Here is a 21,977-nt window from a genome sequence, read left to right as displayed (position 1 = left end):
GGAGACTCACAGCGCGGGCGGCGTGTCGCTGTCGATCCGCGACAGGGCCCCGTCCTGCCGCGGGTTACGGGCTGCTGGGCGGCTACGGCACGATGACCGCGCGGCCGCGGACGCGGCCCGCGGCCAGCGCCGCGTAGGCGTCCGGGGCATCGTCGAGCGAGTACCGCTGCGTCTCGACGGTCACCTGGCCGGAGCGCGCGAGGTCGAGGACCTCGATGAGCTCGGAGCGGCTGCCCCAGTAGGGGATGCGCACGGCGGCGTCGAACGCGATGCGCCCGAAGCCGAGCTCGACGGACCCGCCGCCGATCCCGACGATCGTGACGTCGCCTCCGGCCTCGACCACCTGCACGGCGGTGGCCATCGTCGGCGCCGCGCCGACGAAGTCGAACACCGCCTGCACTCCGCGCCCGCCGGTGATGGCGCGGATGCCGTCGGCGGCGTCGGCGTCGCTGATGACGGTGTGGTGCGCGCCCACGTGCCGGGCCAGCTCGAGCTTCTCGTCGTCCACGTCGAGGGCGATGACGGTCGCGCCGCTGAGGGCGCGGAGGATCTGGATGCCGACGTGCCCGAGGCCGCCCGTGCCGATGACGACGGCGGTCGTGCCGGCGCCGAGCTTCGGGAGGGACGTCTTGATGGCGTGGTAGGGGGTGAGGCCGGCGTCGGTGAGGGAGACGTTCGCGACGGGGTCGAGGTCGCCGAGCGGCACCAGATGGCGGGGGTCGTCGACGATCATGTACTCCGCCATCGCGCCGGGGGCGCCGAGCCCGGGAGGCTGGATCCCCTCGGCGGCGGCGTTCTCGCAGTGGTTCTCGCGGCCCTCGGCGCAGGGGTGGCAGCGTCCGCAGCCCCAGGGCCCGTAGACGGCGACGGCGTCCCCGACGGACAGGTGCTCGACGCCGGCGCCGAGCTCCTCGACGACGCCCGCGCCCTCGTGGCCGAGCGTCAGGGGGAGCGGGTAGCCGGCGGCGCGGTACTCCTCCTCCGACAGGCCCATGACGTACTCGTCGGAGTGGCAGACGCCGGCGGCGGTGATGCGGAGGAAGACCTGGCCGGGGCCGGGCGTCGGCTTCTCGATCTCGACGACCTCGGGGTGGGATCCGATGCGGGTGTACTGGAGTGCCTTCATCCACCCACCGTATTCGTCATGTGAGGGAACGTCCGCGCGTGTCGCCGCACCCGCGACGGACGGCGTTCAGGGGAGGCGGCTGCCGTGCGGCGGCGCCGGGGGAGGCGGTGCCGGCGGGCGCTCGGACTCGGGCAGGGCGAGCTCCGCGTCCGCGGCGTCGCGGAGGAGCGCCATGGGGCCGGCCGTGCGCGCCGACGTCCAGAGCCCGGAGACGGAGAGGAGCGCGTAGACCGGGAGGAACCAGCCGAGCATCCCGATGTCCCGGGTGACGGCGTAGGCCGGGGCGCCGACCAGCACGAGCACGCCCATGACGACGGCGCCCGGCACGCCGACCGCGGCCGAGGCGATGGCGCGGCGGGACTCGGTCGCGACGCGCTCCGCGGTCCCGGGCTCGAGCGTCACCCGCCCGCGGGCGTCCACGGCGCGGTCGAGGAGCGCGGAGTCGCGCCAGGACGGGTGCGACCCGGTGACGGACGGGTGGCGGCGGATCGCGCGCGTGAGCCAGACCGACACCGGGACGATCGCGACGGCGGCGCCGACCATGATCCCGAGCAGCACGGCGGCCGCCGCCGACGTCGCCTCGCCGTCCGCGCGCGCGAGCACGGGCTGGATCAGCAGGGCCATCGAGGTGCCCGCCACGACGCCGGCGCCGAGCGCCAGGAGCCGGCGGCGCGGGGTCACGACCTCGGCGATCCACGCGACGAGCGCCCGGGCGCCGATGCGGGCGAGGCGGCGACGCCCGTGCCCGGGATCCTCGGGCGCGGCGCGCGCGGCCTGCGCGGGAGGCCGGGCCGATGCGGCGGCGTCGGCGGTCGTGTCGTCGGCGGTCATGCGGCCCTCTCGTCGGGGCGTCTGCCCGCCTCCATCCTCCCCGTCCCCGGCGTAGGTGCCCGGGATCGGCGCCGCCCCCGTCCGGGTGACCGTCGGGTCCCGTGGACGATCTCCTCCGCCACCTCCGCCACCTCCGCCTCGCGCGCGAGGCGCTCGTGTGGAAGCCCGACGGGCTCTCGGAGCACGACGTCCGACGCCCCCTCGTGCCGACGGCGTCGAACCTGCTCGGCCTCGTCGAGCACGCGGCCGGCGTGGAGTCCGGCTACCTGGGCGCCATCCTCGACCGTCCGTTCCCGGAGCGGCTCGCGGGATGGACCAGGACGCCCCGCCGAACGCCGACATGCGCGCGACGGACGAGGAGTCGCGCGCCGGCATCGTGGCGCTCTCGGAGCGCGTGGCAGCGTACGCCGAGGCGACGCTCCGCGCGCTCCCGCTGGACACGGCGGGGACGGTCCCGTGGGGGCCGGGCGGGGCGGGCGACGTCACGCTGCGCGCACCGAGCGGATCGCGCGCGCGGCGGCGGGGCTGCCGCCGGTCGACTGACCGGAGGCTCCCCGCCGCCGCGGTCGCGGTCGCGGTCGCTCGCGCCTACCGGCGGGCGAACCGCAGGGTCGCGATCTCGAAGGGCCGCAGGGTGAGCTCGACCGGCTCGCCCGCGGCAGGGGCGGACGCGCCGTCGACCGGCCGCTCCAGCAGGTCCGTGCGGTGCGCCGCGCCCAGCCCGGCGTCGGGGTCGACCCGGACGACCGTGCGCTCCCGGCCGCCGCGCGCCTCGTACAGCCGCACGACCAGGTCGCCCGAGCGGTCCTCGGCCAGCTTGACCGCCTCGACCACCACGGCGGGGTTCGACGACGTGACGAGCGGCGCGACGCCGTGGTCGCCCGCGACCTCGCGGACCGGGAGGTTCAGCCGGTAGCCCGCGTCGGCGGCGTCGAGCACGTCCGGCGCGACGCGCACCGCGGAGCGCAGCACGTGCCGGCCCTGGTCGGCGTGCGGGTCGGGGAACACGGGCGCGCGGAGGAGCGATTGGCGCACGAGGGTCGCGCTGCCGCCGTCGGGGCGGGGGATCCGCGTCACGTCGTGGCCGTAGGTCGCGTCGTTCGCGACGGCCACGCCGAAACCGGGCTCGCCCACGTGCACCCAGCGGTGCGCGACGGTCTCGAAGCGCGCGGTCTCCCACGATGTGTTGGCGTGCGTCACCCGCTGCACGTGGCCGAACTGCACCTCGGACGCGGCCCGGTCGGCGTGGACGTCGAGGGGGAACGCGAGCTTCAGGAGCTTCTGACGCTCGTGCCAGTCCACGTCGGTGACGACCTGCAGCTCGGGCTCGCCCGCAGGCAGCGTCCACGTCTGCGTGACGCGGGAGGAGCCGAACGCGCGCTCGACCACGAGCGACGCGCCGTCGATCCGGATGGAGGCGACGTCGGTGAGGTCGGTGCGGTTCCGGCGGTAGGCGTCGTCGATGTCCCACGCGTCCCACTGGTTCGGGGTGTCGCGGAACAGCTGCAGCAGGCCGAGGCGCTGGCCGGGGGCGACGAGGTCGCGACCCGACGCCGCGTCGACGAGGGACGAGACCGTGCCGTCCGCGTCGAAGCGCGCCCGGACGAGGCCGTTGTCGAGGACCCAGCCGTCGCCGTCCGCCACCGCGGCGGTCGCGTCGTCGTCGTCCCGCAGCGGGGCCGCCGACAGGGCGCCGACGCCCCGGGCGTCGACGGGGGCCGCGTTGAAGGCGATCCGCCGGTCGCCCGACCCGGCGAGCGCGCGCTGCGCCTCGGCCACGAGCTCCCGCAGCCGGCCCTGCACGCGGGCGTGCTCGCGCTCCGCCTCCTGGTGCACCCAGGCGATGGAGGTGCCGGGCAGGATGTCGTGGAACTGCAGGAGCAGCACCGTGCGCCACAGCGCGTCCAGCTCGTCGTAGGGGTACGCGACGAGGTCCCGCACGGCCGCCTGCGCGAGCCACAGCTCGGCCTCCCGCAGCAGGTGCTCGCTGCGCCGGTTGCCCTGCTTGGTGCGCGCCTGCGACGTGTAGGTGCCGCGGTGGAACTCGAGATACATCTCGCCCGACCACACGTGCGGGTCGCGGATCTCGGCCCGCGCCCGGTCGAAGAACGACAGCGGCGTGCCGAGCTCCACGCGCGGCGACCCCTCGAGGTCCCGCGTCCGGTGCGCCGCCGCGGTCATCTCGCGGGTGGGCCCGCCGCCGCCGTCGCCCCAGCCGAAGGGGACGATCGAGGCGTTGCTCACGGCCTTCTCGGCGTGCTGGCGCTCGGCGCGCGCGAGGTCCTCGGCCGACAGGTCCGAGTTGTAGGAGTCCACCGGCGGGAAGTGGGTGAAGATCCGGGTGCCGTCGATGCCCTCCCACAGGAACGTGTGGTGCGGCATCGTGTTGGTCTCGTTCCACGACTGCTTCTGCGTGAAGAAGTACTCGGCGCCCGCGCCCCGCACGATCTGCGGGAGCGCGCCCGTGTAGCCGAAGGAGTCGGGGAGCCACACCTCGCGGTTGTCGATCCCGAATTCCTCGAGGAAGAACCGCTTCCCCTGCACGAGCTGGCGGACGAGCGCCTCCCCGCCCGGCATGTTCGTGTCCGACTCGACCCACATGCCGCCGACGGGCACGAAGCGCCCCTCCGCGACGCGCTGACGGAGGCGCTCGAACAGCTGCGGGTGGTCCTCCTTCAGCCACGCGTACTGCTGGGCGCTGGACGCGGCGAACACGAAGTCCGGGTCCTCGTCCATGAGCGCGAGGACGTTGGAGAACGTGCGGGCGACCTTCCGCCGCGTCTCGCGGACGGGCCACAGCCACGCGGAGTCGATGTGGGCGTGGCCGACGGCGGTGACGCGGTGGGCGCTCGCGTGCGCGGGCGCCGCGAGCACGGGCGCGAGCACCTCGCGTCCGGCGGCGGCGGTGCCCGCGACGTCGTCGGGGTCCACGGCGTCGCACATCCGCTCGAGCGCCGACAGGATCTCCACCCGGCGGGAGGAGGCGGGATCCAGCTGGCCGAGGAGCCCCTGCAGCGTCCAGACGTCGCGGTCGAGCTCGTAGACGGCGAGGTCGCGCCACGCGAGGTCGAGGGTGCGCATCGTGTAGATGGGGTCGTCGCCCGCGGTGGCGGGGTCGCCGAGCGGGGTCTCGCCGTAGAAGTCGTTGCCACCGACGTCCGGGTTCGACGCCGCCTCGATCCACAGGTCGATCGTCGTGCCGGGGGCCGTGCCCTGGCCGACCGCCTCGAGCGGCACGTACCCGTTGTACGGCTCGATGGCCTTCACGACGCTGCCGTCGGGCCGGTGCACGAGCCCCTCGGCCTGGAAACCGGGCTGGCGGTCGCTGAAGCCGAGGTCGACGAGGACCTCGAGCGAGGTGCCCTCCGCGCCGGCGTCCTCGGGCACCGTGCCGGTGACGTGGAACCACGTGGTGCCCCATGCCCGGCTCCACGGGGTGCCGACCGCGAACGGGCGGTACTCCTGGCGGATCGCCTCGGCGAACGGCACCGGCTCGCCGGGTGCGTCCCACGCCTCGATGGTGAGGGGCATCCGGCGCCGGTAGACGTTCGGCGTGAGGCGGTCGACCACGAAGCGCGCGACGCGGGCCTCGGCGAGGGCGGTGGTGAGGGGCATGGTCATCTCCTGACGATGGCGCGGACGGACCGCGGACGGGTGTCTCCAGCGTGCGCCGCGCGGGCGTCGGCGTCCGCGCGGCGGGTGGTGCGGTGGTGGTGCGGGTGGATGCGCGGGCCAGTCAGCCCTTCACGGCGCCGGCGAGCGCGTTCGAGCCGCCGAGCGTCCGCGAGACGAGCACGTACAGCGCGATGACGGGCACCGAGTAGACGAGCGAGAACGCGGCGAGCTGGCCGTACGCGACGGAGCCGTACTGCCCGAAGAAGTTGAAGATGCTCACGGCGGCCGGCTGCTTGTCCGGGCTCAGCAGCAGGATGAAGGGGACGAAGAAGTTCCCCCACGCCTGGATGAACACGAAGATGAACACCACCGCGATCCCCGGCCGCATGAGCGGCACGACGATGTGGGTGAGGGTGCGCATCATCGACGCGCCGTCGGTCCAGGCGGCCTCCTCGAGCGAGATGGGCACCGAGTCCATGAAGTTCTTCGCCATCCAGATGGCCATCGGCAGGCTCGTGGCGGCGAGGAAGAACACCGTGCCGCCGATCGAGTCGATGAGGTCCAGCGTGACGAACAGGCTGTAGACGGGCACCATCATGGCGGTGATGGGCAGGCACGTGCCGAAGAGGATGCCGTAGAGGAACGGCTTGTTGATCCGCATCCGGTAGCGCGACAGCGGGTACGCCGCGAGGATCGCGACGACGACCGTCACGACCGCGCAGCCGCCGGAGAGCACGAGGCTGTTCATCAGCGGGATGAACGAGATCTCGGGCGTCAGCACGGCGGTGAAGTTGTCGAGCGTGAACTCGTCCGGCACCTTCGCGGACAGCGTGGCCGACGGGTCGAACGACGCGAGCACCAGCCACACGAGCGGCACGGCGAAGCAGAGGGCGACGAGCACCAGCACGCCGTTCGCGACCGCCCGCATCACGCGGCCGCTCGGGGAGGTCATGCGCGTGCCGGGCGGCCGCGGGGACCTCCGTGCGCGGGAGGCCCGGGCGGGTGCCGGGATCGCTGTGGTCACGGCCATGGTCAGTCCACCTCCGGGCGCAGGGCCCTGATGTAGATCACCGAGAACACGGCTCCCACGAGGAGCATGATCGTGGCGATCGCGGTGCCGAAGCCCAGCTGCGAGAACTGGAACGCCTCCTGGTAGGCGAGGATCGGCAGGGTCGAGCTGCTCGTGCCCGGGCCGCCGCCCGTCATCACGAAGATGAGGGTGAAGACCGAGAGCGTCTGCAGCGTGGTGAGCATCAGGTTCGTCGAGATGCTGCGGCGGATGACCGGCAGCGTGATGAAGACGAGCCGCTGCCAGCCGGTCGCGCCGTCCACCTCGGCGGACTCCGTGATCTCCGGCGGCACCTCCTGCACGGCCGCCGCGTAGACGAGCATCGAGAAGGCGGATCCGCGCCACACGTTCGCGAGGATCACCGACAGCAGCGGCAGGCCGTACAGCCAGTTCGCGCCCTGGATCCCGAACCAGCCGAGGATCGTGTTGAGCGTGCCCTCGTCGTTGAAGAACGCGTAGGCGGCGAACGCGGCCACGATCTCCGGGAGCACCCACGCCGCGATAACGAAGGTGCCCACGACGGCGCGCACGACGCGGTTGCCCTGCCGCATGAGCAGCGCCAGGCCGAGGCCCACGACGTTCTGCCCGACGACCGCGGAGAAGAACACGAACGCGAGCGTGAGGAGCACCGACTTGGGGAAGTCCGGGTCGGCGAACAGGGCCGTGTAGTTGTCGAAGCCGATGAACTGCGCGCCGCCGGCGGCGTACCCCGTGAGGGACGCGTCGGTGAACGAGCCGTAGAGGCTCGAGATGACCGGTCCGAGCAGGAACAGGGCGAGCAGGACGATGGAGGGGAGCAGCGGGATGGTGCGCGCCCCGGTGCGGAGCGCGCGGGCGCGGGCCCGGCCCGGGCGGACCGGCGACGGTCCGCCCGACCCCGGCCCCGACCCCGCCGCACCCCGCCGGTCGGTGCCCCGCACGTCGGCGTCGGGGCCCACCGGGACGGGGGCGATGGTGGACACGGATCAGTCCTCGGCCTTCTGCGTCCCGTCCTGGCCGACGATGCCGACGAGCGCGTCGTCGTAGGCGGCCGCGGCCTCCTCGGGCGACTGCTGGCCGGTCATCACCGACTCCATCGCGACGGTGATCGCATTGGAGATGCGGCTGTAGTCGGTGGTCGCGGGGCGGAAGTGGGTCACGTCGACGATGGAGGAGAAGAACTCGAACGTCGGGTTGGAGGAGACGTACTCCGGGTCCTCGGCCACGTCGCTGCGCACCGCGATCTGGCTGGCCGCGATGTCGTACGACTGCGATCCCTCCTTGTCGAGCGCGTCGGCGATGAACTCGAACGCCTTGTCGGGGTTCGCCGTCTTCGCGCCGACCGCGAGGGTCCAGCCGCCGGACATGCTCACCGCGCCGGGGGCGGCGCCGTCCTGCGTGGGCATGGGCGCCTGGCCCATCACGTCGCTCCACTCGGGCCAGGGGTTCGTGCCCGTCTCGAGCCAGGTGCCGCTCAGCCACGATCCGTCGAGGTCGATCGCGAGCTTGCCCTGCGGCAGCCACTCGCCGCCGACGATGGTGGAGATGTTCGTGTCGAGCGCCTCCTCGGGCTTCGGGCCGATGCCGCCCTGGTACACGTCCTCGATGAAGCCGAGCGAGTCGATGAAGCCCTGCGACCCCGTGAGCCACTTGCTCGTGGACTCGTCGTAGAGCGTGCCGGTGGGGGTGCCGTAGTGCAGCATCTCGAAGCCCTGCATCGTAGCGCCCTCGCCCTGCGGCTTGCCGGAGTAGACGTTGATGGGCACCACGTCGGGCAGCTCGGCCTTGATGGTCTTCGCCGCGTCGAGCACGTCGTCCCACGTCTTCGGCTCCCACGGCACGGGCAGGCCGGCCTGGGCGAAGAGGTCCTTGTTGTACCAGAGGGCGCGGGTGTCGGTGCCCATGGGGATCCCGTAGACCTTGCCGTCCTCGCCGACGCCGGCCTCCTTGGCGGAGTCGAAGAACATGTCCCAGTCCTCCCAGCCGGCGACCTGGTCGTCGAGGGGGAGGAGGTAGCCGGCGGCCGCGTCGGACTTCACCTTGAAGGTGTCCTCGTACATCACGTCGGGGGCGGTCGAGGCCGAGCGGTTCATCAGCGCGAGCTTCGTGAAGTAGTCGTCGTTCTGCGCGGCGATGGGCACGAACTCGACCTTCATGCCGGGGTTCGCGGCCTCGAAGGTCTTCGCGGTCTCCTTCATGTGGGCGTCCATCTGGGTGAACGTCCCGAACTTCTGGTACGCGACCTTGATGGTCTTCCCGTCGTCGCCGCCGCCCGCGCCGCCGGAGCAGCCGCTGGCGAGGAGGAGGGCGGCGACGGATGCCGCCGTGATCGAGAGGATGCGTGCTCGCGTCCTGCGGTGCGGCAGATGGTTCGACATGGTGCTCCCTTGCTCCACTGGCTCGGACGGTCGGCGTCATCGCCGGTCGTCGAGGGTTAGCCAAACGTATGGACTAATCCATGTCAAGACATCCTGGTGACGATCCGGTGACGGTGCGCGAGGAGGACAGCCGCGGCGTCGCGGCGGCCGGGGGAGCGGTGCGGGCTGGAAAGCGGTGCGGCCGGGGGAGCGGTGCGGGCAGCCCGTCAGGCGCGGATGAGCATGGCCGACGGGCGCGGCGAGAACGCGTTGTCGAGCACCAGGCACGCGGCGCCCACGGCGGCGACGTCCTCGCCGACCGCCGACTCGACCACCCGCACGGGGTGCTTGGCGATGAGCGCCGGGGACCGGCGCACCTCCTCGGGCAGCGTCTCGAGCACCAGCCGCGAGATGGGGTGCCAGAACGGCCCGCCGCAGACGACCTCGTCGACGTCGAGGAGGTTCACCTGGATCACGATGGCGTGCGCGAGGTGCCGCGCCGCCGCCTCGACGATCCGCCGCGCCGGGCCGTCCTCCGCGTCCGCACGGGCCGCCAGCGCATGGAAGGCCTCGCCGATGAGGCGCATGTCGACGGCGTCGCCGCTCGCCGCCGCCTCCGCGAGGGCCGCGTCCGACACGTCCGCGGACGTCAGCACGCCGCCCTCCACGGCCTGGCGCACGAGGGCGTGCGGCGTGATCAGCTCGCCGACGCACCCGACGCGCCCGCACGTGCAGCGCCGTCCGCGGGACGCGACCATGATGTGCCCGGCGTCGCCGGCGTTGGAGCTCGCGCCGCGCACCGGCTCGCCGCCGAGGACGAGCCCAGTGCCGAAGCCCGTGCCGTAGTACACGAACGCGAGGTGCCGCCGGTCGCCCGTGCCGAACCACAGCTCGGCCACGGCCGCCGCGGTCACGTCCTTCTCGAGGAGCACGGGCAGTCCGGTCGCGGTGCTGAGCGCCTGGCGGAGGGGCACGTGCCGCCAGAGGGGGAGCATCGGCGGGTCCAGCACCAGCCCGGCGCCCACGTCGATGGGACCCGGCGCGGCGAGCCCCACCCCGAGCACCGCCCGGCGATCGACCCCCGCGTCGGCGATGAGGCCGTCGACCAGCCGGGCCACGAGCGCCACCACCTCGTCGGGCCGGGAGGCGGAGGGCGTCGGGCTGCTCACGTGCCGGAGGACCGTGCCCTCGAGGTCCAGGAGGACGGAGGTGATGACGGCCGGATCCACGTGCACGCCCACCGCGAACCGCCCGTCCGCCACGAGGTGGAGGAGGGTGCGGGGCTTGCCGGGCCCGCGGATCACGGTGCCGCCCTCGCGCACGAGCCCCTCGTCGATGAGGCGGCGCGTGACGTTGGTCACGGTCTGGGCGCTGAGGCCGGTGCGCTCGGCGACCTCGGAGCGGCTGGCGCCGTCGGCGGCCCGGCGGACCGCGTCGAGCACCACCGTGCGGTTGTATCCGCCGATGGCGGGCAGGTTGGTGCCGCGTCGCATGGGCACCTCCTCGCACCGGTCGCCGCGCATCGCGCGCGGGGCTCCCCGCAGTATCCCGGATCCGGCGACCCGGCCCCGTCGTCGCCGCGATCCCTTACCGCTCCCGGCGGACCCCGCGACACGCCCGGCCGGGCCGCCGGGGCGCGGAGGAGGCTCGGCAGATGACCGATCTGCTCGCCGCCGCCCACGAGGCGTCCCGCACCCACCCGTCCCCCGTCCCCGCCGCGCGCGGGCCCCTCAGCCGCGCGCTGATCGCCGACCTCCTCGGCCCCGGCGACCGCGCCGCCGCGACGGCCCCCGACCTCGCCGGCCTGGCCGCGGAGGCGCTCGCCGCGACGGACGACGTGGTCCGCGACGACGACGTCCAGCTGGCGCTCTCCTGCCTCTACGAGCTGCACCACGCCGGACTCGCCGGGGTGGACGACGGCCGCGAGTGGGACCCGCGGCTCATCGCCGTCCGCGGGATCCTCGAGGCCGCGTTCGAGGCCGCCCTCCGCGAGCGCGTCCCCGTCCCGGAGCGCCCCGAGCCCACGTCCGCGGGCGTCGCCGCCGCGCTGTTCGCCCTCACGTCGGCCGACTCCGGCCCGTCGCTGTCGCGGTACGTGGCGCGCACGGCGAGCGCGGAGCAGCTGCGCGAGCTGCTCGTCCAGCGCTCGATCTACACGCTGGGGGAGGCCGACCCGCACTCCTGGGCGATCCCGCGGCTCCGCGGCCGCGCCAAGGCCGCGCTGGTGGAGATCCAGGCCGACGAGTACGGCGGCGGCCGCCCGGAGCGCGTCCACGCGACCATCTTCGGCGCCACCCTCCGCGGGGTCGGCCTGCGCGACGGCTACGGCGCGTACCTCGACGACGTGCCCGCGGTCACGCTCGCGTCGTCCAACGCCATGTCGCTGTTCGGCCTGCACCGCCGCCTGCGCGGCGCGATCGTCGGCCACCTCGCGGCGTTCGAGATGACCTCGAGCGTCCCGAGCCGGCTGTACGCGGCGGGCATCCGCCGGCTCGGCTTCGGCGACGACGTCGCCTGGTACTACGACGAGCACGTGGAGGCCGACGCCGTGCACGAGCAGATCGCGGCGCACGACCTCGCGGGCGGCCTCGTGGAGTCGGAGCCCCACCTGCTCGACGACGTCATGTTCGGCGCCGCGGCGTGCCTCGAGGTCGAGGGCTGGGTGGGAGCGCACGTGCTCTCCAGCTGGAAGGCGGGACGCTCCTCGCTGCGTCCCGGATCCACGGCCGCGACGGACGCCGCGGGCACGGCGAGCGCCGCGTGATCCCCACCGGCGGGCACGACGGCGAGGCACGGGACGCGGGTCCGGCCGGTCCGCGCGCCGCCGCGACCGAGCCCCCGCGGATCATCGCCTACCCCGACGGCCCGCTGCTCGTGCGCGGCGAGTTCGAGATCGTCGACCCGGCCGGGCGGCCCGTCCCGCGGACCCGCCGCACCGTCGCGCTCTGCCGCTGCGGGGTCTCGTCGATCAAGCCCTACTGCGACGGCACGCACCGGCTGGTCGGGTTCCGCACGGATCCGCCCGCGCCCGCCGACGAGCCGGGGCCGGGGCCGGGGACGCCCTAGAGCTCCGCGCCCGGCACGGCGAACGTGTCGCACGCGGCGGGGCCGCCGGCGCGGCCGGTCTCGAACCAGCGCTGGCGCTGCTCCGCGGATCCGTGGGTCCAGGTGTCGGGGTCGACCGCTCCGCCCGCGGAGGCCTGGATCCGGTCGTCGCCCACGGCCGCCGCGGCGTCGAGCGCGTCGGCGACCTCCGCGGCCGTCACGGGCTCGAGGAACGCGCGGCCGCTGTCGTCGCGCACCTCGGCGGCCGCGCCGATCCAGGCGCCGGCGTAGCAGTCCGCCTGCACCTCGAGGCGCACGGAGTCGGAGTCGGGCCCGGTGCCCGAGCGGTCGGCGCGGTCGAACGCCCCGGAGAGCTGCTGGATGTGGTGGCCCCACTCGTGCCCGACGACGTACATCTGCGCGAGGGGCCCGCCCGTGGCGTCGAACCGCGTGCGCAGCTCGTCGAAGAACGTCGTGTCGAGGTACAGGCTGCGGTCGGGCGGGCAGTAGAAGGGCCCCGTCGCGCTCGTCGCGTCGCCGCAGCCCGTGCTCGTGGCGGCGTCGAACAGGGCGAAGCCGGGGAGCGAGTAGTCGGCGACGCCGGCCTCGGCGGCAGCCGTGGTCCAGTAGGTGTCGAGCGAGTCGGCGGCGCCCGCCATCCGGCACTCGACGTCCTCGTTGGCGTCCCGGCCCGTCGTGCAGCCCTCGATTGCCTCGTCCTGCTGGCCTGACGACCCGGATCCGCCGCTGCCGCCCGCGCCGCCGACCAGCTGCGACAGGTCGACGCCCGTGAACTGCTGCACGAGGATCACGGCGACCACCACGAGCAGCCCGCCCCCGCCCGCGGCGATGCCTGTCGTCCGTCCGCGGCCGCGGCGGCGCGTGACCTTGCTGCTGTCGATCCGGGCGTCGTCGTCGAAGGTCATGAGCCGACCGTACCGGCGGCGGGGCTCCGCGGGGTGCCGGGCGGATGCGGGCCGAGCCGTCGACGGCGCGGCCGCTCAGCCGCCCGGGACCGGAACCGCGGCGAGGTCGGGCCGCGTCGCGCGCACGAGGTCGCGCACGCGGTCCACCGCCTCGCGCACCACGTCGTGCCCGCCCCGCGGCGCCGCCTGCGCCGTGCGGGCGCGGCGCAGGAACCCGTCCCAGTCGCCGCCGCCGGCGCGCAGCGGCCGCGACGGGGCGAGGAGCGCGGCACGGCGGAGCCACACGTCCTGCTCGCCGGCCCAGCGGTCGAGCGCCGCGTCGGCGCGCGTCCTCCCGGCGCCGGCCAGCCGCTCGACGAGCGGCCCCACGACGTCGAGGGCGAGCGGATCCACGAGGTCCCGCAGGCGGGCGTCCCGCACGAAGCCCTCGATGCGGGTGAGGTCGCCGTTGTCGAGCCGTGCCACGTGCTCCTGCAGCAGCACGACGGCCGCGAGCCGCATCTCGTACACGCGCGAGCGCCACAGCTCGGAGGCGAGCGCCACCGCCTCGTCCCGCGTCATGCCCGGTCGGCGGCGGCCGAGGTCCCGCACGGTGCCGCGCACCGCGCCGACGGATGCGCCGACGAACCCGAGGTCGCTCCGCAGTCGCTCCCGCTCGGCCTCCGCGCGGTACCACGCGCCCTCGCGTTCGAGGGCCGCGGCGACGAAGTCGGCGTCGTCGCTCATCCGGCGAGCGGTGCCGAGCCGTCGCGTCCGGTGCGGTGCACGAACGCGCGTCCGAACTCGGCCAGGACGTCCTCCGCGGGGTGCGCCGGGACCCATCCCAGCACCTCGCGGGCGCGGGCCGTCGACATGACCGGCACGTTCGCGGCGATGTCGATCCATCCCGGGTCCGTCCGCTGCACGCGGAGGCGCCAGCTCGCGGAGACGAGCGCGCGGAGGGCCGGCAGCGGCACGGCGACGACGCGCGCCCCGAGGAGGCGCCCCACCAGGGCGGGGTCGACCACCGGGTCCGCGGCGATGTTGAAGGCGCCGGGCGCGCGGCGCTCCACCGCCCGCCAGAACGCGTCCGCCACGTCCTCGTTGTGCACGACCTGCGACACCAGTTCGCGGGGGAGCGGCAGCACGGGGGTCCGCGTGGCGAGGCCCAGCCAGCGCGTCGGGATCCAGCGGCCGAGGAACAGCGCGGCGATCTCGGCCGCCGCCTCGTCGTGCATCACGAGCCCGGGTCGCATGCGCGTCACCACGACCTCGGGGTGCGCTGCCTCGAAGGCGTCCATGGCGCGCTCGTTCTCGGCCTTGTGCCGCGAGTAGTGGGAGGTGTGGATGCCGCCGGTGGGCCAGGTCTCGTCTCGCGGACGGTCCTTGGGCGCCGCGCTGTAGGCGCCGACGGAGGACGCCACGACCACCTGGGGCACACCCGCCTGCGCGACGGCCGCGAGCACGTGGGCCGTGCCGATGACGTTGGTGCGGTGCATCACGCGCTCGCGGTGGTTGGGCTGCAGCGCCCAGCCGAGGTGGATCACCGCGTCGGCGCCGCGCATGGTCGCGGCCAGCCCGGAGACGGCGCCCGCGGCGCCGATGTCGGCGAGCCGCCACGTCACGTGGGAGTAGGGCTCGAGCGCGGCGTCGGGCATGCGCCGGGCGACGCCCACGATCTCGGCCCCCGCGGCGTGGAGGCGCCGCAGCACCCCGGTCCCGAGGTTCCCGGTCGCTCCGATGACGACGACGCGCATGCTGCTCCTCTCCTGCGGACGGGACCCGGTGGGCCGGCGTGTCCGCGGGTCCCCTCCATCATGCTCGCCGGGGCCTGGGCGTCGCCGGGTCAGCGGTCGACGGCCTCGATCAGCGAGCCCTGCGCGAACGTGAGCCAGTCGTAGAGGCCGGCGCTCTCGCGGGGCGCGCGGTCACGCCAGCCGTCGGCCTCGTCGATCCGCAGCGGCACGGAGATCGCCAGCCGGAGGTCGTTGAGGGTGCGGAGCCAGGCCTGCGCTCCGGTGGGGTCGAGCACGACCAGGAGCCCGCGCCGCCCGGCTCCGCGCGCATCGGCCTCGGCGAGCGTCGCCTCCACGGTCGTCGCGTTCGCGGCCTTGGCCTCGGTGAGGTCGTCCGCGGTGAAGCGGCGGAACTCCGCGGAGGCCTCGGCGTCGTCCGGGTACGCGTCCGGCAGGAGCCGCTCGGCGACGGGCGAGGGCGCCCCGCCGTCCTCGGCGCCGCCCGGGGCGGCGCCCGCGTCGAGGATGCCGCGCAGCTCGCCGAGGAGGCCGCGGAGCAGGGCGACCTCGTGCGGCTCCAGGTGCGCGGCGACCGTCCCGTCGGGACGCGCGCGGAAGGCCCTCACGCGTCGACCCGCTCGAGCGTGGCCCAGAGCCCGTATCCGTGCATCGCGAGGACGTGGCGCTCGATCTCCTCGCGGATCCCGGTCGCGACCACGGCCCGTCCGTCCTCGTGCACGCGGAGCATCAGCTCGTCGGCCCGTTCGCGGGGGAAGCCGAAGTAGCTGCGGAAGACGTAGGAGACGTAGGTCATGAGGTTCACGGGGTCGTTCCAGACCACGCAGCTCCACACCGGCGGGGTGGCGGAGCGCTCGAGGAGGTCCGTGTCGGATCCCGTGCTCGTGCCGGCTCCGGGGTCTCCCGCGGGCGGATCCGCGGCCCGGCGCGCGGCGGGGGCGGAGCGGGCGAGGCGCGCGTCCGCGGCGGTCGTGGTCACAGCGCTCCTGACGGGTCGTCCCGGCGTGCGGCCGGCTTGCCCATCCTCTCGCGCCGGACGGCCGCTCCACGACCCCGAGGGCGTCCCGTCACGCACCCGGACGCACCAGCCCGCAGTCGTACGCGAGGATCACGGCCTGCACGCGGTCGCGCACGTCGAGCTTCGCGAGCACCCGCCCCACGTGGGTCTTCACGGTCGACTCGGACAGGTAGAGGCGCCCGGCGATCTCCTGGTTGGTGAGCCCCTCGGCGAGCGCCGTGAGCACCTCCAGCTCCCGCGCGGTCAGCGGCCGGAGGCGCGGGTCGGCCGCGCCCTCCCCGGTGCCGGCCGCGCTGCCCGCCGCGGGCATCGCGGATCCGAGGAGCTCGATCATGCGCCGTGTCACGCGCGGGGAGATGGCGGCGTCGCCGTCGGCCACCGCGCGGATCGCCTGCATGAGGTGCTCGGGCCGGGTGTCCTTCACGAGGAAACCGCTCGCGCCCGCGCGCAGCCCCGCGAAGGCGTACTCGTCGAGGTCGAAGGTCGTGAGCACGATGACGCGGGTCGCCGGGTGCCGCGCGACGATCTCGGCGGTCGCCTCGATGCCGTCCATGCCGGGCATGCGCACGTCCATGAGCACGACGTCGGGCGCCAGCTCGCCCGTGCGCGCCACGGCGGCCCGGCCGTCGGCCGCCTCGCCGACCACCGCGATCCCGGGCTCGGCGTCGAGCACCATGCGGAAGCCCATGCGCACGAGCGCCTGGTCGTCCACGATGAGCACGCGGACGGGGGTGCGGCTGTCGGTCATCGGTCCTCCTGGATCCGGGGGCGGGTGTCGTGCGGGTCGCGGGCTGCGGTCGGGTCGCCCGGGCGCAGGTCGTGCGAGCCGCCCGGCATCGTCGCGAGCACGCGCCATCCTCCGGTCGCGCGACGCCCGGCGGACGCGGTGCCGCCGTAGACGGCCATGCGCTCGGTGACGCCGACGAGGCCCCGCCCGCTGCCGGGGACGGGCGGCACGACGGGACCCGTGCGGTCGTCGTCGGTGACCTCCACGGTGATCCGGTCGGGCCCGTGGTCGACCCGGACCTCGACGCGCTCGGCGTTCGGCGCGTACCGGAGCGCGTTGGTCAGGGACTCCTGCACCACGCGGAACACGGCGAGCTGGCGTCCCGGGTCCTCCGGCGGCGTGCCCGTCGTGGTGAAGCGGACGGGCAGGCCGGTCGACCGGAACGAGTCGACGAGGGCGGCCAGGTCGGCGTGCCCGGGCTGCGGGGCGCGGAGGGAGGGAGGGGTCGCATCGCCGGCGGCCGGCTCCTCGGCGAGCACGCCGAGCATGCGGCGCATCTCCGAGAGCGACGACCGGCCCGCGTCCGCGACCTCGCGCATGGCGTCGCGGGCGAGCTCCGGACGGGTGACGGCGCTGGCCGCCGCGCCGTCGGCGAGCGTGACCATGACCGTGATCCCGTGGGCGACGATGTCGTGGATCTCGCGGGCGATGCGGGTGCGCTCGGCCGCCGTCGCGAGCCGCGCCTGCTGGTCGCGCTCGCGGGCGAGCTGCACCGCGAGGTCCCGCAGCGCCTCCACGTAGCGCTTCCGTCCGCCGACGTTCGTGCCGATGAGCGTCGCGATGAGCATGGGGATGAGGCTGAACACCAGCATCGAGGCGACCGAGAGGTCGAGCGGCCCGCTGCGCGCCGTGGTGGGCACGACGACGGCGGCGAGGAGCGCGGACCCGCCGAGCCCGAGCCATGCGCGACGCGAGGATCCGTGGACCGCCACGGCGTAGAGCGCGAGGGGGAGGGCGCCGAAGTCGAAGGTGCCGGAGATCAGAGCCGAGGCCGCCGTGCCGAGCCCGCTCACGACGAGCACGGTCACCGGTCGGCTGCGGCGGAGCATCAGCGCCGTGCCCACGCCGAGCGACAGGACGACGAGCACGACCACGGCCCCGGGGAGGTCGGAGCGGATGTCGCTGACGGCGACGCCGGCGAGGGACGCCCAGGTGAACAGGACCGCGATGACGGCGTCGACCGTCCGCGGATGCCGGGCCATCCACCCGCGGACCGCGCCGGGCGGGGTCGGCAGGCGGACGCCGTCGGGCGCGGCGGTGTCCGCCGCGCCCGACGGCGCCCTCCGGTCCGCGTCGATCAGGCGTCCCGCTTCCGGGCGAGCACGACGGCGGGGACGAGGATCACGGCGACCCACGCGAGCATGACCAGCAGCGCCTGCCAGAACTCCATCTCCCCGGGAGCGCCGTTGCCGCCGCTGTAGAGGCGGTTGCCCGCGCTCAGGGGGAAGTACGGCTCAAGGTCGCGGACCCAGTCGAGCACGCCGCCGAGCAGCTGGCCGACGATGGGCACGACGAGGACGAGGCCGACGAGGGCGCCGATCCCGGCCGCGCCGTTGCGCAGCAGGAGGCCGAACCCGAAGCCCATGAGCCCGATGAGCACGACGAAGAGCACGCCGCCGAGGGCCGACAGCAGGAACCCGCCGTCGAGGACGTCGACCTCGGCGCCGGCGGCGGCGAAGTACGCACGGGCGATCAGGAGGGCCACGGCGACGGCGATCGCGGTGACCACGAAGGTCACGAGCGTGTACACGATCGCCTTCGCGGCGATGACGCCGAGACGCCGGGGTGCCGCGCTGAAGGACGAGCGGATCATGCCGGTCGAGTACTCGCCACTGATCACGAGGACCCCGAGCACGCCCGCGACGAGCATCGAGAGCGTGACGCCGCTGAGGCCGACGGACACCAGCAGGTCGGCGGCCGGGAGCCCCGGGAGGCCCAGCTGGTCCTCCAGCTGGTCCACGACGAACGGGGTGAAGAGCGCCGAGAACCCGGCGAGGAGGAGGAAGACGAGCGCGAAGCACCAGACGGTGGAGCGCAGCGTGCGGAGCTTGATCCACTCGGAGCGCATGAGGCGCCAGAGCGTGGGACGGCCCGTGGCCACCGGGGCGGGTGCGTAGGGGGTGCTGGTGGCGGTCATCGTGCGGTCTCCTGCTCGGTCGTGCCGACTGCGGCGCTGTGGTACTCGACGTCGCCCTGCGTGAGCGACAGGTAGGCGTCCTCGAGGGACGCCGAGACGGGCGTGAGCTCGTGCAGCACGACGCCCGCCGACAGGGCGGCGTCGCCGACCTGCGCGGCCGAGAGGCCCGTGATCTCGATGACGTCGCGCTCGACGCTCGTCACCACGACGTCGGGTCGCGACACCGCCTGGCCCAGCCGGTCGGCGTGCGGGGAGCGCACGCGGACGAGACCGCTCGTGGCACCCGCCACCACGGCCGCGACGGGCGCGTCGGCCAGCACGCGTCCCCGGCCGAGGACGATGAGGTGGTCGGCGGTCTGCGCCATCTCGCTCATGAGGTGCGAGGACAGGAGCACCGTGCGACCCTGGCCGGCGAGGTAGCGCGTGATGTTGCGCACCCAGAGGACGCCCTCCGGGTCGAGGCCGTTGACAGGCTCGTCGAGGATCAGCGTGCGCGGGTCCCCCAGGAGTGCGACGGCGATGCCGAGGCGCTGCCCCATGCCGAGGGAGAAGCCCCCCACGCGCTTCTTGGCGACCGGCTGCAGGCCCGTCATCTCAATGACCTCGTCGACCCGCGAGCGCGGGATGCCATGCGTGGCCGCCATCGCGAGGAGGTGGTTGAAGGCGCTGCGGCCCGTGTGCACCGCCTTCGCGTCCAGGAGCGCGCCGACCTCGTGCAGCGGCGCCTGCAGGTCGCGGTAGCGGCGGCCGTTGACGGTGACCGATCCGCTCGTGGGGCTGTCCAGACCGACGATCATGCGCATCGTCGTGGACTTCCCGGCGCCGTTCGGACCGAGGAATCCGGTCACCATGCCCGGCTGGACGGTGAAGCTCACGCCGTCCACGGCGGTCTTCGCGCCATAGCGCTTGGTCAGGTTCTCAGCGACGATCATGCGCGCTGCCTCCTCAGGATGGGTGTGCGGACCCAGCGCCCGCGAGACCAACGCTAGGGGCGGCCTCCCCGGCGATGCGTCCCCCTTCCGGCCCCCACCGGCGGACGGCCCTGGTACCAGGGTGCCGGGTCAGGCGGTCCCGGGCGCCAGGGCGCCGAGGCGCCGCGCGGCCTCCTCGAGCACGTCGATCCGCTTGCAGAACGCGAAGCGCACGAGCGAGGCATGCTCCGCCGCGAGCGGGGCATGGCAGAAGGCGGAGAGGGGCACGCCGACCACGCCGGCGAGGGACGGCAGCCGCAGGCACAGCTCCCGGGCGTCGGCGAAGCCGAGCGGCGCGGCGTCGGCCACGATGAAGTAGCCGGCCGCGGGCAGGTGGATCCGGAAGCCGGCCGCCGTCAAGCCGGCCGCCAGGATGTCGCGCTTGTGCCGCAGGTCGTCGGCGATGCCGTCGTACACCCGGTCGGGGAGGGCGAGGCCGGTCGCGATGGCGGGCTGGAAGGGCGCGCCGTTCACGAACGTCAGGAACTGCTTCACGGCCAGGATCGCGGAGACCAGGGGCGCGGGCGCCGTCAGCCAGCCCACCTTCCATCCCGTGGTGCGGAAGGTCTTCCCTCCGGAGGAGATGGTCACGGTGCGCTCGCGGGCTCCCGCCAGGGTGGCGACCGGGACGTGCGGCGCGTCGAACAGGAGGTGCTCGTAGACCTCGTCCGTGACGATCACGACGTCGTGGGCGACGGCGAGCTCCACCACGAGCTCCCGGACCTCGCGGCTGAGGACCGTGCCCGTCGGGTTGTGCGGGTCGTTCAGGAGGATCACGCGGGTGCGGTCGGTGATGGCGTCGCGCAGGTCGTCGAGCCGCGGCTGGAAGCCGGGAGCACGCAGCGGCACGGTGCGGTGCACGCCGCGGGCCAGCGAGATGAGGGCACCGTACGCGTCGTAGAACGGCTCGAGCGTCACCACCTCGTCGCCCTCCTCCACGAGGGCGAGGAGGGCCGCGGCGATCGCCTCGGTGGCACCCGCGGTCACGAGCACCTCCGTGTCCGGGTCGAGGGCGATCCCGTAGAAGCGCATCTGGTGGGCGGCGATCGCCTGCCGCAGCTCGGGGGTGCCGCGGCCGGGCGGGTACTGGTTCATCCCCGCCGAGATCGCCGCGCGCGCCGCCTCGAGGACCTCGCTCGGGCCGTCCTCGTCGGGGAAGCCCTGACCCAGGTTGATGGCGCCGGTCGAGGCGGCCAGCGCGCTCATCTCGGCGAACACGGTGGTGCCGGGCGTCCCGTCGGGGGAGAGCAGCATGGCCCCACGGGCCGCGCGCACCCACGCGCCGGGTATCGTCATGCGCCCATCATGGTCCGCGGACGGCGGGCCGCCTCCCGCACACCGGGCGTGCCGCCGGAGCGGTCGTCCCGTGTGGACCCTCCTGCGCAGGGTCGCGCGAGCGCGGCTACCTTTCCTGGACCGCGACGCCGGGTGCTGCCGCACCCCCTCCTGCTCGCGAGACCACACGCCCCGGGGGAGACCACCATGCACGAGCGACCGCGCCATCCACTCGGGCGGGTGAGCGGCGTCCTGTCCGGCTCGCTCGCCCTCCTGCTCTCGACATGCGTCCTCAGCGGATGCGCTGCCCCGCAGCCGCCGAGCCCGCAGGGCACCACGACTCCGGCGCTGTCGCAGGAGCAGAGGGACGACGAGGCCTTCCGGACCCTCTTCTCCCGCTACGTGGATCTGGATCCTGCCGACGAGTCGGACGAGGTCCTCGCCGGCCTTCTGACCGGCGATGCGCTCGAGGACGAGCTGGCCTCGATGCATGCGACAGCGGCCGAGGGGCAGCGCGGCGAGGGTAGGGCCACGATGTCGGCGTTCGACGTGACGAACCGGGGAACGGACGACCGAGGTTCACGCTTCATGGTGGCCCAAGCCTGCCTGGACGTCGGAGGGACCCGCATCCTGGATGCGGACGGCAAGGACGTGACGCCGTCGCGCGACAGCCGCTTGTCCCTCCAGATGAAGGCGACCATGTCGACGGATGGTGAGTGGAGGATCAGCGAGTCCCTGCGCAACGAAGCAGTGCACGCATGCGGTTGAGGACGCTCGTGTTCGTCCATGCGCTCGCCGTGGCGCTGGTCCTCGGTCAGGCCTCCTCCAGTCGCGCGGCCGAAGGATCCTGCGGTCAGTCGTCCGGACGGAGCGGGACCTGCGCGACGGGGGCGATCGACGGGGCAGGCGTCGCCTTGCGCGGACAAGAGATCCAGCCCCGAGTCGCAGCCCGGGGGTCGTCCGACCACGAGGACGGATCGGTACGGGCAGCGCCCAGCGGCCAGCCTCCGGTGGTGCCGCATCCGGTGTCCCGGCAGGACCGGTTGGCGGCGGATGCGGATGGTGGGTGCTTGCCGGGGCGGGGGTCGTGCCTGGATGGGCGGCATGC

General features: G+C 74.4%; 21 protein-coding genes. 4 read left to right on the top strand and 17 right to left on the bottom strand.

All coding sequences use genetic code 11. The annotated features are described in order from the left end of the window. Positions 1–82: 82 nt before the first annotated feature. Both AC07VC_RS15430 and AC07VC_RS15425 read right to left on the bottom strand, forming a co-directional pair. Positions 83–1,126 (bottom strand): NAD(P)-dependent alcohol dehydrogenase, encoded by a 1,044-nt coding sequence (locus AC07VC_RS15430; RefSeq protein WP_494675576.1) that lies wholly within the window; start codon positions 1,124–1,126, stop codon positions 83–85. A gap of 66 nt (positions 1,127–1,192) precedes the next feature. Beyond that, positions 1,193–1,957, bottom strand: coding sequence for a hypothetical protein (locus AC07VC_RS15425; RefSeq protein ID WP_494675577.1), 765 nt, complete (start codon positions 1,955–1,957; stop codon positions 1,193–1,195). 101 nt (positions 1,958–2,058) lie between these two features. Between AC07VC_RS15425 and AC07VC_RS15420 the strand changes: the two genes are divergently transcribed. Next, positions 2,059–2,595, top strand: coding sequence for a mycothiol transferase (locus AC07VC_RS15420; protein ID WP_494724485.1), 537 nt, complete (start codon positions 2,059–2,061; stop codon positions 2,593–2,595). Here AC07VC_RS15420 and AC07VC_RS15415 read toward each other — a convergent pair. The 5 genes from AC07VC_RS15415 to AC07VC_RS15395 all read right to left on the bottom strand — a co-directional run bounded on the left by AC07VC_RS15415 (position 2,546) and on the right by AC07VC_RS15395 (position 10,470). Then, the gene (locus AC07VC_RS15415) at positions 2,546–5,572 is read right to left on the bottom strand and encodes an alpha-mannosidase (protein WP_494675578.1); all 3,027 of its coding nucleotides are present in this window, start codon (positions 5,570–5,572) and stop codon (positions 2,546–2,548) included. The two genes, AC07VC_RS15420 and AC07VC_RS15415, sit on opposite strands and share 50 nt — an antisense overlap. Before the next feature lie 121 nt (positions 5,573–5,693). Beyond that, on the bottom strand, positions 5,694–6,524 hold the full coding sequence (locus AC07VC_RS15410) for a carbohydrate ABC transporter permease (RefSeq protein WP_494675579.1): 831 nt from the start codon (positions 6,522–6,524) through the stop codon (positions 5,694–5,696). An 80-nt stretch (positions 6,525–6,604) separates the two neighbouring features. Then, a complete protein-coding gene (locus AC07VC_RS15405; RefSeq protein ID WP_494675580.1) occupies positions 6,605–7,603 on the bottom strand; it encodes a carbohydrate ABC transporter permease in 999 nt (332 codons plus the stop codon). A 3-nt stretch (positions 7,604–7,606) separates the two neighbouring features. Then, positions 7,607–8,998, bottom strand: coding sequence for an extracellular solute-binding protein (locus AC07VC_RS15400; RefSeq protein WP_104290591.1), 1,392 nt, complete (start codon positions 8,996–8,998; stop codon positions 7,607–7,609). A gap of 206 nt (positions 8,999–9,204) precedes the next feature. Further along, positions 9,205–10,470, bottom strand: coding sequence for an ROK family protein (locus AC07VC_RS15395; RefSeq protein WP_317230041.1), 1,266 nt, complete (start codon positions 10,468–10,470; stop codon positions 9,205–9,207). Positions 10,471–10,631: 161 nt separating this feature from the next. On the opposite strand from AC07VC_RS15395, the gene AC07VC_RS15390 reads away from it, so the two are divergent. Continuing rightward, on the top strand, positions 10,632–11,741 hold the full coding sequence (locus AC07VC_RS15390) for an iron-containing redox enzyme family protein (protein ID WP_494675581.1): 1,110 nt from the start codon (positions 10,632–10,634) through the stop codon (positions 11,739–11,741). Positions 11,742–11,821: 80 nt separating this feature from the next. Continuing rightward, on the top strand, positions 11,822–12,043 hold the full coding sequence (locus AC07VC_RS15385) for a CDGSH iron-sulfur domain-containing protein (RefSeq protein ID WP_494676559.1): 222 nt from the start codon (positions 11,822–11,824) through the stop codon (positions 12,041–12,043). Here the strand turns inward: AC07VC_RS15385 and ypfJ are convergent. The 10 genes from ypfJ to AC07VC_RS15335 form a co-directional block, all read right to left on the bottom strand. Then, positions 12,040–12,948, bottom strand: coding sequence for a KPN_02809 family neutral zinc metallopeptidase (ypfJ, locus tag AC07VC_RS15380; RefSeq protein WP_317230044.1), 909 nt, complete (start codon positions 12,946–12,948; stop codon positions 12,040–12,042). The genes AC07VC_RS15385 and ypfJ overlap by 4 nt on opposite strands. A 75-nt stretch (positions 12,949–13,023) precedes the next feature. Then, positions 13,024–13,674: a DNA alkylation repair protein gene (locus AC07VC_RS15375; protein WP_494675582.1), complete on the bottom strand. Its 651-nt coding sequence runs from the start codon at positions 13,672–13,674 to the stop codon at positions 13,024–13,026. Further along, the gene (locus AC07VC_RS15370) at positions 13,671–14,684 is read right to left on the bottom strand and encodes an NAD-dependent epimerase/dehydratase family protein (RefSeq protein WP_494675583.1); all 1,014 of its coding nucleotides are present in this window, start codon (positions 14,682–14,684) and stop codon (positions 13,671–13,673) included. The genes AC07VC_RS15375 and AC07VC_RS15370 overlap by 4 nt, the downstream gene beginning before the upstream one ends. Before the next feature lie 89 nt (positions 14,685–14,773). Continuing rightward, positions 14,774–15,289: a DUF2017 family protein gene (locus AC07VC_RS15365; protein ID WP_494675584.1), complete on the bottom strand. Its 516-nt coding sequence runs from the start codon at positions 15,287–15,289 to the stop codon at positions 14,774–14,776. Further along, positions 15,286–15,660, bottom strand: a complete 375-nt coding sequence (gene clpS, locus AC07VC_RS15360; protein ID WP_317230355.1) for an ATP-dependent Clp protease adapter ClpS — start codon at positions 15,658–15,660, stop codon at positions 15,286–15,288. Before clpS ends, AC07VC_RS15365 begins: the two co-directional genes overlap by 4 nt. 88 nt (positions 15,661–15,748) lie before the next feature. Next, entirely contained in the window at positions 15,749–16,447 is a 699-nt protein-coding gene (locus AC07VC_RS15355; RefSeq protein WP_317230354.1) for a response regulator, read from the bottom strand. After that, entirely contained in the window at positions 16,444–17,688 is a 1,245-nt protein-coding gene (locus AC07VC_RS15350; protein ID WP_494675585.1) for a sensor histidine kinase, read from the bottom strand. Before AC07VC_RS15350 ends, AC07VC_RS15355 begins: the two co-directional genes overlap by 4 nt. A gap of 95 nt (positions 17,689–17,783) precedes the next feature. Further along, positions 17,784–18,623 carry an ABC-2 transporter permease family protein gene (locus AC07VC_RS15345; protein ID WP_317230352.1) on the bottom strand — a complete coding sequence of 280 codons (840 nt, stop codon included), beginning with the start codon at positions 18,621–18,623 and terminating at the stop codon, positions 17,784–17,786. After that, positions 18,620–19,555 carry an ATP-binding cassette domain-containing protein gene (locus AC07VC_RS15340; RefSeq protein ID WP_317230351.1) on the bottom strand — a complete coding sequence of 312 codons (936 nt, stop codon included), beginning with the start codon at positions 19,553–19,555 and terminating at the stop codon, positions 18,620–18,622. The genes AC07VC_RS15345 and AC07VC_RS15340 overlap by 4 nt, the downstream gene beginning before the upstream one ends. A gap of 129 nt (positions 19,556–19,684) precedes the next feature. Then, a complete protein-coding gene (locus tag AC07VC_RS15335) occupies positions 19,685–20,890 on the bottom strand; it encodes an aminotransferase class I/II-fold pyridoxal phosphate-dependent enzyme (RefSeq protein WP_494675586.1) in 1,206 nt (401 codons plus the stop codon). Between the two features lie 219 nt (positions 20,891–21,109). On the opposite strand from AC07VC_RS15335, the gene AC07VC_RS15330 reads away from it, so the two are divergent. Then, a complete protein-coding gene (locus tag AC07VC_RS15330; protein WP_494675587.1) occupies positions 21,110–21,637 on the top strand; it encodes a hypothetical protein in 528 nt (175 codons plus the stop codon). Positions 21,638–21,977: the final 340 nt, after the last annotated feature.

This window comes from Clavibacter sp. GW821-FHT01D01, from assembly GCF_059422605.1.
The sequence above is the reverse complement of the archived record's forward strand: the minus strand, read 5'-3'. Positions and strand labels throughout refer to the sequence as shown.